We start from the raw sequence: 15161 nt of genomic DNA, 5'->3' as shown, positions 1-15161 counted from the left end.
AGAGCCGGAGAGCCGGAGAGCCGGAGAGCCGGAGAGCCGGAGAGCCGGAGAGCCGGAGAGCCGGAGAGCCGGAGAGCCGGAGAGCCGGAGAGCCGGAGAGCCGGAGAGCCGGAGAGCCGGAGAGCCGGAGGATCTGACCTTGACAACCACCGCATATCACAGACTCCGGTGATCGGCCGTCTGGCGGTTGTCGGCAAGAATTGCCGAGGTCGTCGGCGGTCGGTCGTTTTTGTTGTGGCCCCCCAGTCCCAAGAAACGGGAACGTGGCGGGCAACGATTTCAATAGGGTAGCAACCTATTTCAGCCGTGCAAGCCCCCCCATGCCGGAATCTCTTCGGGTCTGGCTGGCTCGAAGTGACGGCGAGGGATTCTCGGCAAGCGGCGCAGGCGGAACGAAGGCCGGCAACTTTTCAGCCGCGGCGGCGTCTAACTGATCGTGATCCGTGGCCCGTGGTCCGTCGTCCGCAGTCATGCCTAAAGATTGAGCAGTGGCCTAGCGCGACCGCCGGATGCCGCTCGGCGGCGCACGGTGTCGGCAAATTTGCCCACACCGGCGAAACACGGCGTTTTTCGCCATCGAACCACCTGAAGGTATCGTTGTCGGGCTGGCTGCCAAATGTGTACGCATGAATTAACTTTGCTGATTAAATTGTTGACAATTCGATAAGATATGATGGATGAGCGATGATCCCGAAACAACCCAAGCCAGTTGGCGGGTAGAACAACGGGAAACAACGGATTTGGACTCCCTCACTCCGGCCCTCTTCCGGTGAGCGAGGGAGAGAGGCGGGCGACGCGAGAGCGCGGGCATCGGGTCTTTGGCAATTTGGTGAATGGACCTTCGCGAGGAAATGATGCTTAAAAGCTTTTATAAGCCAATGTTGATGCGTTCGAGCAGCGTCGTAACCTTATGTATAGATCAGGTTTGCGACGCGCGGGAGGACCACGACACTTGTATTCTTGGCGTGGTTCAAATCAAGGAATCTCAGGGTAACAGCTTTCGCCGCCCTGCGTGGGCCGCGTCAGGACGTAACCAACGCAGCGGCAGGTACTTCCGGCAGGAGGTGCTGGCAGAACTCCAACGGGAAGTGTTACCCTGCTTTGAACCACGCCAGAATTCCCGGTTTTGAAAAGATCGGCCATATTCGCAACTCCTTTCCCACAGGAGCTTTGCGATGGTCGCGGATGGACAAGTACGAACGCTTTTTCGGGACATTCAGTCAGAAAAGACGTTGGCGATTGCCGCCAGGAGGGCTGGAATGGACGAGAAAACGGCACGCAAGTATCGCTTGCTGGGCACCCTGCCGAGCGCCCTGAAACAGCCACGCGCCTATCGAACGCGCAAGGATCCGTTCGCGGAGCTGTGGCTGAAAGTCCAAGCAAGGCTTGAAGCGGAGCCCCGCCTGCAGGCCAAAACTCTGTTCGACTGGCTTCAGAGAGAGTGCCCGGAGCGGCTCACGCAGAGCCAATGCCGCACGTTCGAGCGTCGCGTTCGGCAGTGGCGGGCCACGGCCGGTCTGGCCCGCCCGGTCATGTAGTCGCGATTGCGCTCCAGGGCGAGCCAGCGGCGGCCGAGGCGATTCGGCCGCTTCGCCGGTCGTGTTCGAGCCGGCAACTGGGTCGAGCACCAGGTCGCCTGGCTGACAGCGGTCCGTGTCAGGCGTCAGCCTGCTTCTGCCCCTGGGGCATTGGCCGACTCTTCAGCGGTCCGCGCCGCCCATAGGCGTATCCGTCGGCTTGCCGCGCCAAGGATCAAAAACTAGGATGGGCGTATGGAGCACACGGCACCGCTTGAAGCACCAACCGGCCCAATCGTCGTCCGCCACGCAAAGGACCTGGAGAGTCCGGCGCGCGAGTGGTTTGAGCGGCAATTCGGTCGGCCGCTGCGCGACGACGAAGACGTGACGGTCGTGCTGTCGGCGCCGCACGCGGCGCCTCCGGCAGCAGAACGTCGGGCAGCTTTTCAACGGATGGAAAGAATCCTTGACCGCGCGGCTGACAACATGCGCGGTGTGCCCGACGAACGATTCGACGAGGCAGTGGACGAGGCGATGAAACACGTCCGCCCAACCTTCGAGCCATGAGGGTTGTTCTCGACACGAATGTACTTGTCCGCGCCACGAAGAACGCGACCGGTCCGGCCCGCGAACTCCTCGGCTTGCTTCAAGCCGAGGAGCACGTAATCGTCATCTTGCGCGAGATTCTCGTCGAACTCGTGCGCGTGCTCGACTACCCGCGTCTGGTTGCACAGCACCGGCTGACGCCCGAAGAACGCCAAGAATTCGCGACCAGTCTCGATGCCGCCGCCGAGCACGTTACGCTTCCGTCCGGCACGCCTGCGGCCGTCTCCTCGGATCCAGACGACAACTTCGTGGTGCAAACCGGCGTGGCCGGACACGTCGACGTCATCTGCACGCGCGATCGCCACTTGCTGCACCTAAACGTGCAAGCCTATTGCGCGGGGTTTGGCATCCGCGTGCTGCGCGACACCGATTTACTCGACGAATTGCGTCAATCCGCGGCGGACGATGATGCGGCCGGCGCATGAGTCGAGCGGCCCGCGCTTGCGGCGACCTCGCCATCCGGCCAGTCGGCCATGAAGCGGAAGGCGGAGCCAGGATAGGGCACAGGGAACAGGGCACAGGGGATAGAGCAGCCAGCGGCGGCCGAGCGATTCGGCCGCTTCGCCCGCCATGTTCGAGCCGGCAAATAGGTCGAGCACCAGGTCGCCCGGCCGCGTGAGCAGCTTGATGAAGAATTCCGAGTGGCCATTGGTCCGTGGTCAGCAGGCAGTTGGTCTGGGGCCTTTGGTTTTTGACGCGGTTATTGGCTAGAATGGCGGCATGGTTCTGGACCTATCACTTTCGCCCGAACTTGAGGATCGGCTGCGCCAGGAGGCCGAGCGGCGCGGCGTATCGCTGGATGCGGTGACCATCGAGCTGCTCGATAAGCATCTGCCACACGACGACGAAAAGCGGCGCGCGGCGGCAGTCGCCATGCTGTGCCAATGGGCCGATGAAGATCAAAGGCTGTCCGATGAGGCTGCCGCGGAGAATGCCGCCCTTTTGCGCGCGCTAGACGAGCACCGCGCCTCCTACCGGAAGCTGTTCGAAAACATCCTGCGGGACAAAAACGGTGGTTCGGCTGATTCTACCTGATTCCGGGCCGCTGGGACTGCTCACCGCGCCGCCGCGAAAGGCGGCGTCTCAGCCCTGCGCTCAATGGTTGGCGCAGATCGTCGCGGCAGGTTGCCGCGTCGTCGTTCCGGAAATCATCGACTATGAGCTGCGGCGCGAATTGCTGCGGGCCGGCAAGCTGGCCAGCGTTCGCCGCCTGGACGCTCTTGAGCGAGCAACAGAGTATCTGCCGATCACCACCGCGGCGATGCGCCGAGCGGCCGAAGTCTGGGCGCAGACGCGGCAGCAGGGTCAGCCCACGGCAGGCGACGATACCATCGACGCGGACATGATTCTCGTTGGCCAAGCCGAGACGATGGGCGTTCCATTCACCATCGCGACCACAAACGTCGGTCATCTTTCGCGGTTCGTGGCCGCGGACCTGTGGCAAAACATTGTGCCCTAGCGCCGATCCCTGCTCTCAAAATATCGCCTTCTGCGCCGGAAACACCATGAGCGTTTCGCCGTCACTACCTCGCGCGGCAGCGACGAACGCGGCGACGTCCTCCTCCGGCCACTCGGCCATGAAGCGAAAGGCCGAGCCGATCAGGTAGTCGCGATTGCACTCAAGGCCAGCCAGCGGCGGCCGAGCGATTCGGCCGCCTCGCCCGTCGTGTTCGAGCCGGCAAACAGGTCGAGCACCAGGTCGCCCGGCTGCGTGAGCAGCTTGATGAAGAATTCGGGCAAGGCCTTCGGGAAACGCGCGGGATGCGGCTCGATGCCGCGCGCTTTGCAGAGCCGAATGTGCAGCGAGTTGCTTTCGGTGTTGGGGTATTGAAGCAGGTTCGAGGGGAGCGCGCCGCCGTTGTCTTTGGCGAAGGCACGCTGGTAAGCGCCGCCCAAGTCGAGCACGAAGCTGCCCGTGTCCTTCAGCACGCGGCGGATTTGCGGGCCGAACGAGACCAGCCAATCGATGTACTCCGCCTGGTCGAGATTGCCATACGCCTTTTGCCGCAGCAGGGCGAAGGGCGGCGACGTCATGATCAGATCGACCGAGGCGTCCGGCAGGCAGGGCAGATAATCTTTTGCCCGTGTGAGAACCGCGCGGCCGTATTCAGTGCGGTAGAAATCCTTCGCCATCGTTTCTTCCATGTCGGTCAAGTAAGCAGGCAAGTCGCCCCAAGGATAGCTCGCGATCGTGGCCGGCTCTCGGGTCGTCACAGAAGAGAACGTCGAGGCGGTTCTGGCAGAGGTGGGCGACGATGCCCGACGTTCAGCGGGCATTATCCGCGCCGTGTTGCGCAGCGCTTGCAATCCGGTTCCAATAGCCGTCCGTTTGCTGAAAGCCGCGACTGGCAATCGCCGCTCATGGCTGCTCTATTTACTGGCATCCGAGGGCAGGGCCAAATGTGCCGACTACTTGCGGCAGAGCGCGCCGGAGTTGCTAAGCCAGTTCGAGTTTTTCTGGACGCACCAGACCGAGAATTGGACCAATCGCCTCGACGCCGCCGACCAGATCGATTTCCTGGCCCAGCAGAACATCCGATGATGATCGGTCAAAAGCTGGATGTTTTTCCGTGGCGCATGTGGCTCGCTGCCTTGCATGGCGCGCCGCAGTCAGTGCGCAATTCCTGCCCACACTTGCGGACGCACGGTGCCCAGAAGAGGACGAAGAGGGTTGTAAAAAAGGCGACCTCCGGCGGTCAATCAGCGCCCGACTGGGGCAAGCCCAGATCGTGGCGGGAAGAATGCCAGCATAACGTCGAATTGCCCGTAAGCCGTCAATTCGCGCGTGCCAGATCCATCCCAAGCCAGTCGCGAGATAGAATTCAAGAATGAACGCGGGACGACGAGCGTGTACCTGACGCCCGTTTGGGTTCCGAGCGGATGCCGGCGGCTTGCCCGGCGGAGGTGTACGTTGGCAGTCTACAAAACGACGCGCCCAACAACCGCTTCCGGCAGCGGGCCGCCGCTTCGCGGTCACCCTCCCGCTTGCGGAGCAAGCGGGCTACGTAGCCCGCTCGCTCCGCGAGCGGATCGGCGGTCGCGAAACGGCAGCCCGCGTCACCAGCGTCACCTTCAACGGAAAAAAGAGGATCAAAGAGGCTGCGGTGGAATTTTGTGCGGCTCCATGTCGTATTACTAGCAGAGCGGAAAAACAGCGGGCCGATGGTCGGCGATGCGTGCCCCGCGGCAAAGGAACGGGGAGGAACTTTTAGGGCGGAAGTGCGTCTAACGGTTAGCGGCCGGTGGCAGGCGACCCTGCCGGAATTCTTCGGCGGGGGTGGATTTTGTGGTGGTCGCCAAGCGTATTGCTGGTAGACGGGAAAAAAAGGGGGCCGGTGGTCGGTCGTCCTTGCTGAAGTATTGAGCAGTGACGCCGGCCGTTCGGCCGCCCCCCCCGCGCACGGTGTATATAAATTTGCACACACCGGCGAAACACGAGGTTTTGCCTACCAACTAACCCGACGGAAGGGCTTTTACTCGGTGCTGCCCAATGCTCCTGGTCAGTGGTTAGTGTCCAGTGGTCAGTGGTCAGTGGTCAGTGGTTAGTGGTTGGCGGTTGGGAGTGTCATCCGTGCCTAAGAATTGAGCAGCGGCCTACCGCGACCGAACGCCGCACCGTGGGCGCAAATTTGCGCCCATGGATGAAACACGGCGTTTTTGCCCATGGTTTGACCTGATAGAGGGGTTTTTGGCGGCTGCTTAAATGATGTGCATAGTGGTCGCCTGACTGCCTTTTCTTTGAGCAATTCTTTGGTCCGTGCGGCGAAGCAGCGTCGCCGGCGTTCGTCGAGCTGCGGTGAGAAGTCGAAAAGATCCGGTCCCAAGCCAACGGCGCGGTAGAACACAGGGAGCCACGTGCATGGATGCCTGCAACCGATCCAACCCAAGCCAGTCGCGAGATAGAACACAAGAATGTGTTGGTTCCGAGCGGATGCCGCCGGCTTGCCCGGCGGAGGTGTACGTTGGCAGTCTACAAACGACGCGCCCAACAACCGCTTCCGGCAGCGGGCCGCCGTTTCCCGACCGCCCTCCCGCTTGCGGAGCAAGCGGGCTACGTAGCCCGCTCGCTCCGCGAGCGGATCGGCGGTCGGGAACCGAAGGCCCGCGCCGCCGGCATCATCTTCAGCGGAAAAAGGAGAATGAAACAGCCTGCGGCGGGATTTTTTGGCGGTCGCCAACCGTATTGCTGGCAGACGGCAAAAAAGCGGGCCGATGGTTAGGGGTTAGGGGTTAGTGGTTGGCAGAGTGTCAGCCGTGCCTAAGAATTGAGCAGCGGCCTCGCGCGGCCGCCAGTGCCGATCGGCTTGCGCAAATTTGCGAAAGCCGATGAAACACGGGATTTTTGCGTATCGCGGTCCCAGGCCGCCCGTTTCCGGCGGCGGTGCCGAATTGTTGCGCACGTGTACGTTCGGCTGCCTCCAAGCCAGTCAGGAGGTAGAACAGCGGGAACGGGCAAAGCACCAATGACGAACGGAGCCAGCGGTTGGCCGACGCGAGCGGCCGACGAAATCTTCGCGCGGGGTGGAAAAGTTGGATCCATGCCAAGCCAGCCGTGCGGTAGAACGAGAGGAATGACAGAAAGATTACCCGACAGAAAAATGAGCGACGGCGACCGCCAATCCAAAATCCAAAATCGAGAATCCAAAATCACCCATACCCCCTAGATTTATGGTTGCGGGCACGTTTCGGAAGGCCCGATTGGCATCGCCGCAACCTGTTTGGTGCAATGGCTTTAGAGCAAGCATTCTGCTGAGACGATTTTTGTTTTTGACAACGGTAATTGTTTTTCCGCAACGGTAATTCGCCGGCGGCAAGACGGCCGGACCGCCCGGTCCGGCCGCTGCCAACACATCGCCTGGCGAAGATGAGACGAGGGCGGCGGTCCGTCGCCGCCCGTTCGTGACGAGTCGGGCAGCGCGACGCTCAAGCGTCGCCGCGGCTCTTTGACAATTTGGTAGGCTCACGCGGCAAGGCCGCTCGCGGCGTTTAGCCGAACCGCCCGGTCACGTAGTCTTCGGTGTCTTTCAGACAGGGCTTGGTGAAGATGTCCTGCGTTGGCCCATATTCGAGCACGCGGCCCAGGTACATGAAGGCCGTGTAGTCGCTGGTGCGCGAGGCCTGCTGCATGTTGTGGGTCACGATCAGGATGGAATACGAGCCGCGCAGCTCGCGAATCAGGTCTTCGATCTTGCCGGTGGCGATGGGGTCGAGCGCCGAACAAGGCTCGTCCATGAGCAGCACCTCGGGCTCGGCGGCGATGGCCCGTGCGATGCACAATCGCTGCTGTTGCCCGCCCGACAGGCTCAGGCCGCTCTCGTGCAAACGGTCCTTGACCTCGTCCCACAGCGCCGCTCCTTGCAGGCTGCGCATGCAAACGTCTTCCAAGACGCCGCGGTCGCGCTCGCCGTCGATGCGCAAGGGATAGACGACGTTCTCGAAGATGCTCATGGGGAAGGGATTCGATTTTTGAAAGACCATGCCCATCCGCTTGCGCAGCTCGATCACGTCCACGCGCGTGTGATAAATCGTGTCGCCGTTGAGACGCATGTCGCCTGAGACGCGCACATTGTCGATCAGGTCGTTGAGGCGATTGACGCTCCGCAACAGGGTTGACTTGCCGCAGCCGGAAGGCCCGATGAGCGCGGTGACTTTGCCGCGTGGAATCGGCATCGAGACGTCGAACAGGGCCTGCTTTTGCCCGTACCAGAGGCAGAAACCGTCGATCTCCAGCACCGGATCCTCGTTAAGGACCGTGGGATGCGTTTCCACCGGGACCGGTTCGCCGCGCGCGATCGCGTCGAGCCGGCCCGTGATGCCGAGCTTGCGTGCTTTATTCGCCTGCTCGGCGGAGCGGTTCGTTCGGGGCGACGGAACTGAGGAACTGGGGATGCTCATAGGGAGGGATCAGGGATGAGAGATGAGAGATGAGGGATGAGGGGCATTAGGCGTTGGGCGCTAGGCGTTAGGCGTTAGGCGTTAGGCGTTGGGGTACGATTTGAAGATCGTGCCTAAAGCCTAACGCCCAACGCCTAATGCCTCCTTTCGTCATCCCTGATCTCTCAACCCTCATCCCTCATCTAAAAGTGTGTGGTCATAAAACGGCGGCTCAACCGGCCGCGCAGCCAAATCGCCGACAGGTTCAACATGGCAATGATCGCGATCAAGAGCAAGGTGGTGGTGAAGACCATCGGCTTGGCCGCCTCGCTGTTCGGGCTTTGAAAACCGAGATCGAACACCTGAAACGCCAGATGCATGAAGCTGCGCTGCGGGTGCAAGAAGGGCGCTACGCCGTCGAGCGGCAACTTGGGCGCCAATTTGGCCGCACCCACCAGCATCAAGGGGGCCACTTCGCCGGCGCCGCGGGCCATCGCCAGGATCATGCCGGTCATAATGCCGGGCATGGCCCGCGGCAACACAATCCGGCGGATGGTTTGCCACTTACCCGCCCCGCAAGCATAGGAGCCTTCGCGCATCGACCGCGGCACGGCCGCCAAGGCCTCTTCGGTGGCCACGATGACGACCGGCAGGGTCAACAACGCCAGCGTACACGAGGCCCAGATCAAGCCGCCTTTGCCATAGGTCGGGCTGCCGGCCGCGGCGCGGGCCGCAAAGAAGCCGTGGAAAAACGGCGTCTGGGCCAGCACCACGACGGTCAACGCCGCAGTGCCCAGCCAGAGGACCAGCGCCGACGGTCCGAGCAGCTTCCGACCTTGGGCCCCCGGCCGGAGACTGAGCCATGAAAGCACCACCGCGGCCATCGTGACGACCACCAGCAGGGCCGCGCCGCCAAACCAAGGTCCGGGCTGCCAAGGTCGACTCGGTCCACGATCGATGAACCCGCCCACGATATAGCAGAAGAAGCCCAGACCAAACACTCCGAACACGATGCTGGGGACGCCGGCCAGGTTGTTGATGGCGATGCGAACGGCGGACACGATCGCGCCGCCGCGTGCATACTCCCGCAGATAGAGCGCCGCCAGGACGCCAAACGGAACGACCGCCAGCGTCATCAAGAGCGTCATGAGCACGGTGCCGAAGATCGCCGGATAAACGCCTCCCTCGCTGTTCGCTTCGCGCGGATCGTCGGTGAGGAACTCCCACCAGCGCGAGAGATAAACCTGCAACTTGCCGCCGAAGCCGAGCTGGTTGGCGGGCACCGCGCGCACGATGTCGGCCAGCGCGAGCTGCGCCGTTTGCCCGTCGGCCGTGGAGAGCACCAATTGGTGCCGGTTGTTTTGCTTGACGATGGCCTGAATCTTGGGCTGGATCTCGGCCAGGCTTCGATCGGCCCGTGCTTGTATCACTTCCAGGCGCCGCCGCTCGGCGGTCCATTCGGGCGTGTCTTTGCCGCCGCGCAGCTCGATTCCCCGCAATTCCAGGCGGGCATCTTCCAACGAATCGTTGACGCGGCCGATTTGCGCTTCCAAGTCGCGGCGGCGCTGCCAGCGCTCACGCACCTCGCCGTGCCGTTCTTGAAATTCATCCCAGATCGCTTCGGGCGTGTCGGCCACGACCTTGCCGTCGGTCAAGAATTGCGCGGGAAAGCCATAGAAACGGCCCCAACTCAGTCGCTCCAGCAGCAACGCCCAGGGCGGCTCAACTTGGCGCTCGATGAGCACATCGCTGACCCATTGGAAGTGCGTGTTGGTCAATTCGAAATTGCCGGTTCTGAGCAGCTCGCGATCGGTGACTCCGCCCGCGGCCACCACTTGCGCCCTTACCTCACCGGCCAACGGCCCTTCGAGCGTGGCATAGAACGGCTCTTCAGGCCGGAAGGTTTCGCGCCGCGTCACTTCGCCCAGGACCGTTCGACCGTCGCGCAAGCGAAGCTGCACCAGCGGCGCCGGCCAGAACGTCGAGATGCCTTGAAAGAAGATAAAGCCCAACAAGACGACAATCATCACCAGGGCGATGGCCAGGGCTCCGCCGGTCAGCCAGAGCATCGGCTCCCCGTGCGCGCTCAGCGGCGTGCGCGCCTTGCGGCGCATGGGACGCGTTCCGACGGCGGTGCGCGGCGGCACGCTGTTCGGTTCCACGGCGGGAGTGATGGCAGGGATGCTCATAGTTGAAAGGCCCGCTTGCGGAACCGCTGGCGAACCTGCTCGGCAATGGTGTTCAACACGAATGTGAGCGCGAACAGCACGAGGGCCGCCAGGAACAACGTGCGATAGTGCGTACTGTCTTTGACCGCTTCGGGCAACTCTTCGGCGATGTTGCCCGACAGCGTGCGGAAGCCGTTGAAGACGTTCCAATCGAGCACGGGCGTGTTGCCGGCCGCCATCAGCACGATCATCGTCTCGCCGACCGCTCGGCCGAGGCCGATCATCACAGCCGAAAAAAGCCCGCTCATGGCGGTGGGAATGATGATGCGGACGGCGGTTTGCCAAGGCGTCGCTCCGGCGCCCAGCGAGGCCGAGCGGAGGTGTTCGGGCACGGTCGACAGCGCGTCTTCGGCGATCGTATAGATAATCGGTATCACGGCGAAGCCCATCACAAAGCCGACCACCAGCGCGTTAAGCTGCTCGTAGGTGCCGACGAACGTGCCCCGAGGATCGAAACCGGCCGCCGTCAGCGTCCAGGACAAGGCCAGCGCGAACGAGAAAGACGCGAGGCTGCCGGCCAGGAACTTGGCCATCTCGATCGCAGCCGTCTTCGCGTCTCCCCACTCCGCCGATCGCGACCGCAGCCAGGGATTCACATAGTGGGCCAGAACCCAGGCGCTGACCAAGGCCGACATGGGCAGCAGCATCAGCAGCCAGCCGCCCGTGCCGCTGCCCACGCGGCCCGAAAGCCAGAGCATGATGTCGCCGGAAAAGAGGAGCCGTTCAACGGGCCTGGCGAGCACCGTGGCCAGCCAAACGCCCAGCGGCAGCGTAAGGCACATGGCCGTGAATCGCCAGGGATTGAGTCGCACTCGCCAAACTTTCGGCAGCAATTGCCAGGCGAAGGCGGCGGTGAGCAAGGTCAGCGGCACGATGGCAATGCCCACCAGGATCGTGGGGAGCACGCGCTCGATGATCGGCGCCAGCACCAGCGCCGCGATAAAACCGAGCACGACGCTGGGCAGGCTGGCCATGAGTTCGATGGTGGGCTTGATGCGGGCACGCGCTTTCTTGTGCAGGAATTCGCTGGTGTAGACCGCCGCCAACAGCGCCAGCGGCACGCCTATCAACAGCGAATAAAGCGTGGCCTTGAACGTGCCGAACACCAGCTTGGTCATGCCGAGCTTCGGCTCGAAATTGTCGGTGCCGCCCGACGATTGCCACTCGTGCGAAGGGGCGTCGTAGCCTTCATACCAAATGGGCATGAACAGCGAGTAGAGCGTGACTTCGGGATGGGGCACATCGAAGCGGGCCAGTTCGAGCTGGTTGCCCGCGACGCCGAGCAGGCCATCATCGCGAGGATAAAGCGCCAGGCGCGAAAGCGGTTGCTCGTGCGGGGCCAGCGGCGCCGCGAGCAGGGCATCATTGGTCACATAGAACAATCGCCCGCTGCCGTCGGAATAACCGACGGCCAACACGCGGCTGCGCGGACTGGGGGCCAGCGACGTGACCGCGGCCCCGGGGCCTTCAAGCAGGTGTGCGGCCACCATCCTCGACGCAGCCGCTGGAACATCGCCGTCCTCCGAGGCATCGGTCTTATTGACACGGAACCAGCCGTGAACGTTGCCGCTGCTGTCGCCCGCCACCAGCGTCGCCTTGCCGACGAGCATGTCGACGGCGGTCAGTTGCTCGCCCGGCTGGGAGAGGAGGTCGATTTCTTCGGCGATGCGAGGCTTCAGAAGGCTTTGCAGGTCGTATCGCAGGAGCGTGCCGTCTTGCCAGGCGACAAACAAGTTGTCGGCCACGCCCGACACGAACAGCGCCAACGGCTTGTGGCGATGGCCCGCGGCCGGAGGCGGCAATTCGAGTGTGTGGGTTTTGAAAGCGGGCTGCTGGGCCTGCGGCACCCGAAGCGGCTTGAGCACGCTGAGCCGGATCTTTCCGTCGGCCGCGTAGCTCCCCACCACGGCGCTGGTGGAACGCCAAGCGACATCGATCAGCTCGATGGCGGCGGGCGAGATATTGACCGGTTGCTGGAGATCGACGGCGAGTTGGTGCCGCCGGAACTGATTCTCCGCCGCCCGTTCGACGACCGACTCGTTACTGACCGTGGCGTCGCCGACATCCAAGTGCCGCAGTTGCTCGCTGACTTCGCGTTGCGGCACAAACGCCGTGTGAAACTCCACCGTGCCCAGGCGCACGCTTCCGTCGGCAAACCCAAAGGCCATTCGGTCGTCGTTGAGTTGCGACGAGGCACAAGTAAACGCTGCGCCGTCGCTGAGTTTTCGTCGAGCGACCGATTGGGCTTCGTGCCCCGCATCGAGGCGGAAAAAGTCGATCTCGCCGTCGGGCAACAGCGCCCAACCCGCAACGCCATGTTCGTTGACCGCGAGAGACACGGGCGTTTGCGGCCAGCCAGACGCATGCTCGGCCCGCGATTCGATGGTTGCCGATTCGAACAGCGGCAGCACCGACCAAACCAGGAACAAGCAAACCATCGACACGGCGACGATGGTGCCGATGCCGCCGGCGACAATCAATCCGTGTGCGAACGTGTCGGCCGCGCGCACCGTCCATTTGGTGCGGCGCTGTCGCGTGCGGCCTGTAAACGTCGTCGGCACAGGAAAGGGTTCAGGGTTCAGGGTTCAGACCCATCGACTGCAGCGCGCTTACGGCCGTCTTGCTGTCGACCGGCAGGTAGCCGTCCTTGATCACTTCCTGCTGGCCCTCGCGACTGAAGACAAAACGGATGAATTCGCGTCGCAGAGGATCGAGCTCGCTGCCCGGTTCGTAGTTGACATAAAGGTACAGGTAACGGCTGAGCGGGTACAACCCATTGAATCCGTTTTCCGGCTCGGCGGGCACGAAATCCTCGTCGTCTTCGGCCGAGAGGGGCACCGCCCGCACGTCGGCCGTCATGTACCCAATGCCGCTGTATCCGATGGCATTGGGGTTCGTGGCGATGGCTTGCACCACCGAGGCGCTGCCGGGCAATTGCTTGACCGAATCCTTGTAGTCGCCGCCGAACAGGGCGTGTTCTTTGAAATAGCCGTTCGTGCCCGACGCCGAGTTGCGGCCGTAAAGACTGAGAGACTGCTTGGCCCATTTGCCGGTCAGGCCAAGCTGGCCCCAGGTGCTGATGTCTTCCGGGTAGCCGCCCTTGCGGTTCTTGGAAAACACGGCGTCGATCTGCTGCAGCGTCAGGCCCTTGATGGGATTGTCTTTGTGAGCATAAACCGCCAGCATGTCGATGCTGGTCTTCAAGGCGGTCGGCTTATAGCCATATCTGGCCTCAAACTCGCCAAGTTCCTTGTTCTTCATTTCGCGGCTCATCGGCCCGAAGTTGGCGGTGCCGGCGATCAAGGCAGGCGGAGCGGTCGATGACCCTTTCCCTTCCACCTCGACTTGCACGTTCGGGTAGAACTTCTGGAAGCCCTGCGTCCAGAACGCCATCAGGTTGTTCATCGAGTCCGAGCCGATGCTCTTGATCGTGCCCGAAACACCCTCGACGGATTCATATTTCGGTAGGTTTTCGTCGACGCTGACGACGGACGGGCCGGCGGAACGAGGCACAGAAATGGCCGGCTCGTTCTCCGAAGGTCCGGCGGAGGCCACGCCGTCGCTCTTGGCACTCTCGTTTTGTGGCGCCTCGGCGGTCGACGGTGACGGCTGCCGGGGAGCGGATGTCTTCGTCTGTTGAGAACAGCCGAGAGCCAGGCCCATCAGCAGCAGGCCGCGAACGAATAATGAGCTGCGAATCACCAAGATACTCCTCGTTATCGCCCAACGCCTTGGTTTGAATCAGTAAGCAGGGTAATGGCGGAGTGTTAGGGGTTTATTAGCGGCCAGTGAAAAGCGGCCGGTTTGCGGCCGGTGCCGGCTGCCGCACGACGCGGCGGGCCTCTATAGATTGCGCATTTTCGCTGTTTCCCGATCAAAGGGCAAGTTCCAGATAAATGGCTCAATCCGCAGGTTGCTTCTTGTCGATACAGGTGGCACGCCCTCGGAGACGGCGGGCGTTTGCGAATGCGCCGTCTTTGCATGCCACAGCCAGTAGGTAAGGAAGCGATTCATGGCACGATGCCGCTTGCGCGTGTATTATGGTCCCGAAAGCAGCTCGACTGCCGCCACCGCGACCGCCGACGACGAGAACACCGTGCGGGCCCGCGTGGGCGAAATCTTCCCCTTGCTGGCCGACGCGGTCCGCAGCGAGCGCACCTGGCTGCGCGACTTTGCCGACGACGAGATCACCATCTCCACCGACCTTTACGAGGTGATCCTGGCCTATCAGCACTGCCGCCGGCCTTCGGCCTAACACGGCCTATCTGCCACCGCGGCCGCGCCTGCCGCGGCCCCGCGCGCGCCAGGCGAAGAGTCGAAGCGTGCTGGCGCCGGCGGCCGCCAGCACCACCAGCGCCGTTCTGACGACAAACTGGTCCGTGGAAACGGCGGGACCGTTGACCCAGTAGAGAAAGGGGGCCAACGCCAGCGTCGTCCAGCAGCAAAACTCGGCCCACTGCCGGACTTCCCGCGGCGTCAGTTCAGGTTCTCGCTCGGGCCTGTCTTCAGTCATGGCACGGAATCTATTCTCCCGCCTCGCACACGACGCGGAAACCCACGAACGGGCTTTTTTGCCAGGGAGACATGATGGGGTAGTTGATGCGGCAAACTTCGCCCACAAAAATCCAGTCGCCGCCGCGGACGACCTTGAGGTAGCCCTCGGCGGGTCCCTGCGGATTGGCGAGCGGCGAACGGCCGTAATACGTGCGATCGAACCAGTCGCCGCACCACTCCCATACGTTGCCCCGCATGTCGTGGAGCCCAAACGCATTGGCCGGATAGGCCCCGACCTTGGTCACGGCGAGCGCCGGCTCGATGCCCGCCGCTTCGCCCGACTTGTCGTCGGGCGTGCGCCGCGCGCTCCAGCGATACGCCTCGCTCTTGCCGGCCCGGCAGGCGTACTCCCACTCGGCCTCGGTCGGCAATCGGTAGCGCC

General features: G+C 62.8%; 15 protein-coding genes. 7 read left to right on the top strand and 8 right to left on the bottom strand.

Annotated elements, in window-relative coordinates; all coding sequences use genetic code 11:
* Nucleotides 1-1259: 1259 nt before the first annotated feature.
* The 3 genes from VNH11_07470 to VNH11_07460 all read left to right on the top strand — a co-directional run bounded on the left by VNH11_07470 (nucleotide 1260) and on the right by VNH11_07460 (nucleotide 2548).
* Nucleotides 1260-1538 (top strand): hypothetical protein, encoded by a 279-nt coding sequence (locus tag VNH11_07470; protein HVA46196.1) that lies wholly within the window; start codon nucleotides 1260-1262, stop codon nucleotides 1536-1538.
* Nucleotides 1539-1772: 234 nt separating this feature from the next.
* Nucleotides 1773-2084 (top strand): hypothetical protein, encoded by a 312-nt coding sequence (locus tag VNH11_07465; protein ID HVA46195.1) that lies wholly within the window; start codon nucleotides 1773-1775, stop codon nucleotides 2082-2084.
* On the top strand, nucleotides 2081-2548 hold the full coding sequence (locus VNH11_07460) for a putative toxin-antitoxin system toxin component, PIN family (GenBank protein HVA46194.1): 468 nt from the start codon (nucleotides 2081-2083) through the stop codon (nucleotides 2546-2548). The genes VNH11_07465 and VNH11_07460 overlap by 4 nt, the downstream gene beginning before the upstream one ends.
* Here VNH11_07460 and VNH11_07455 read toward each other — a convergent pair.
* Nucleotides 2495-2752, bottom strand: coding sequence for a DNA methyltransferase (locus VNH11_07455; GenBank protein HVA46193.1), 258 nt, complete (start codon nucleotides 2750-2752; stop codon nucleotides 2495-2497). The genes VNH11_07460 and VNH11_07455 overlap by 54 nt on opposite strands.
* 91 nt (nucleotides 2753-2843) lie before the next feature.
* On the opposite strand from VNH11_07455, the gene VNH11_07450 reads away from it, so the two are divergent.
* Together VNH11_07450 and VNH11_07445 are read left to right on the top strand one after the other, a co-directional pair.
* A complete protein-coding gene (locus VNH11_07450; GenBank protein ID HVA46192.1) occupies nucleotides 2844-3158 on the top strand; it encodes a hypothetical protein in 315 nt (104 codons plus the stop codon).
* A complete protein-coding gene (locus VNH11_07445) occupies nucleotides 3136-3582 on the top strand; it encodes a PIN domain-containing protein (protein ID HVA46191.1) in 447 nt (148 codons plus the stop codon). The genes VNH11_07450 and VNH11_07445 overlap by 23 nt, the downstream gene beginning before the upstream one ends.
* Nucleotides 3583-3722: 140 nt before the next feature.
* On the opposite strand, the gene VNH11_07440 is transcribed toward VNH11_07445, so the two are convergent.
* Nucleotides 3723-4337, bottom strand: a complete 615-nt coding sequence (locus VNH11_07440; GenBank protein ID HVA46190.1) for a site-specific DNA-methyltransferase — start codon at nucleotides 4335-4337, stop codon at nucleotides 3723-3725.
* Between VNH11_07440 and VNH11_07435 the strand changes: the two genes are divergently transcribed.
* A complete protein-coding gene (locus tag VNH11_07435) occupies nucleotides 4315-4665 on the top strand; it encodes a hypothetical protein (protein ID HVA46189.1) in 351 nt (116 codons plus the stop codon). The two genes, VNH11_07440 and VNH11_07435, sit on opposite strands and share 23 nt — an antisense overlap.
* A 2444-nt stretch (nucleotides 4666-7109) precedes the next feature.
* Here the strand turns inward: VNH11_07435 and pstB are convergent.
* From pstB to VNH11_07415, 4 genes are all read right to left on the bottom strand, one after another.
* Nucleotides 7110-8018, bottom strand: a complete 909-nt coding sequence (pstB, locus tag VNH11_07430; GenBank protein ID HVA46188.1) for a phosphate ABC transporter ATP-binding protein PstB — start codon at nucleotides 8016-8018, stop codon at nucleotides 7110-7112.
* 182 nt (nucleotides 8019-8200) lie between these two features.
* The gene (locus VNH11_07425; protein ID HVA46187.1) at nucleotides 8201-10186 is read right to left on the bottom strand and encodes an ABC transporter permease subunit; all 1986 of its coding nucleotides are present in this window, start codon (nucleotides 10184-10186) and stop codon (nucleotides 8201-8203) included.
* Nucleotides 10183-12786 carry an ABC transporter permease subunit gene (locus VNH11_07420; protein ID HVA46186.1) on the bottom strand — a complete coding sequence of 868 codons (2604 nt, stop codon included), beginning with the start codon at nucleotides 12784-12786 and terminating at the stop codon, nucleotides 10183-10185. Before VNH11_07420 ends, VNH11_07425 begins: the two co-directional genes overlap by 4 nt.
* 10 nt (nucleotides 12787-12796) lie before the next feature.
* Entirely contained in the window at nucleotides 12797-13927 is a 1131-nt protein-coding gene (locus tag VNH11_07415) for a phosphate ABC transporter substrate-binding protein (protein ID HVA46185.1), read from the bottom strand.
* Between the two features lie 310 nt (nucleotides 13928-14237).
* Between VNH11_07415 and VNH11_07410 the strand changes: the two genes are divergently transcribed.
* Nucleotides 14238-14480, top strand: a complete 243-nt coding sequence (locus tag VNH11_07410) for a hypothetical protein (GenBank protein ID HVA46184.1) — start codon at nucleotides 14238-14240, stop codon at nucleotides 14478-14480.
* A gap of 6 nt (nucleotides 14481-14486) precedes the next feature.
* Here the strand turns inward: VNH11_07410 and VNH11_07405 are convergent, their stop codons facing one another.
* On the bottom strand, nucleotides 14487-14738 hold the full coding sequence (locus VNH11_07405) for a hypothetical protein (protein ID HVA46183.1): 252 nt from the start codon (nucleotides 14736-14738) through the stop codon (nucleotides 14487-14489).
* 10 nt (nucleotides 14739-14748) lie between these two features.
* The coding region (locus VNH11_07400) for an SUMF1/EgtB/PvdO family nonheme iron enzyme (protein ID HVA46182.1) at nucleotides 14749-15161 on the bottom strand (413 nt) is incomplete at its 5' end.

It is taken from the genome of Pirellulales bacterium (genome assembly GCA_035533075.1).
Lineage (GTDB): Bacteria > Planctomycetota > Planctomycetia > Pirellulales > JAICIG01 > DASSFG01.
This window is presented reverse-complemented; position numbering and strand designations above follow the sequence as displayed.

What these genes read in the sequence shown, in the direction of transcription:
- VNH11_07425 (HVA46187.1), bottom strand. Translation starts at nt 10,186, where the DNA reads ATGAGCATCCCTGCCATCACTCCCGCCGTGGAACCGAACAGCGTGCCG.
- VNH11_07450 (HVA46192.1), top strand. Translation starts at nt 2,844, where the DNA reads ATGGTTCTGGACCTATCACTTTCGCCCGAACTTGAGGATCGGCTGCGC.
- VNH11_07465 (HVA46195.1), top strand. Translation starts at nt 1,773, where the DNA reads ATGGAGCACACGGCACCGCTTGAAGCACCAACCGGCCCAATCGTCGTC.
- VNH11_07405 (HVA46183.1), bottom strand. Translation starts at nt 14,738, where the DNA reads ATGACTGAAGACAGGCCCGAGCGAGAACCTGAACTGACGCCGCGGGAA.
- VNH11_07410 (HVA46184.1), top strand. Translation starts at nt 14,238, where the DNA reads ATGGCACGATGCCGCTTGCGCGTGTATTATGGTCCCGAAAGCAGCTCG.
- VNH11_07470 (HVA46196.1), top strand. Translation starts at nt 1,260, where the DNA reads ATGGACGAGAAAACGGCACGCAAGTATCGCTTGCTGGGCACCCTGCCG.
- VNH11_07460 (HVA46194.1), top strand. Translation starts at nt 2,081, where the DNA reads ATGAGGGTTGTTCTCGACACGAATGTACTTGTCCGCGCCACGAAGAAC.
- pstB (HVA46188.1), bottom strand. Translation starts at nt 8,018, where the DNA reads ATGAGCATCCCCAGTTCCTCAGTTCCGTCGCCCCGAACGAACCGCTCC.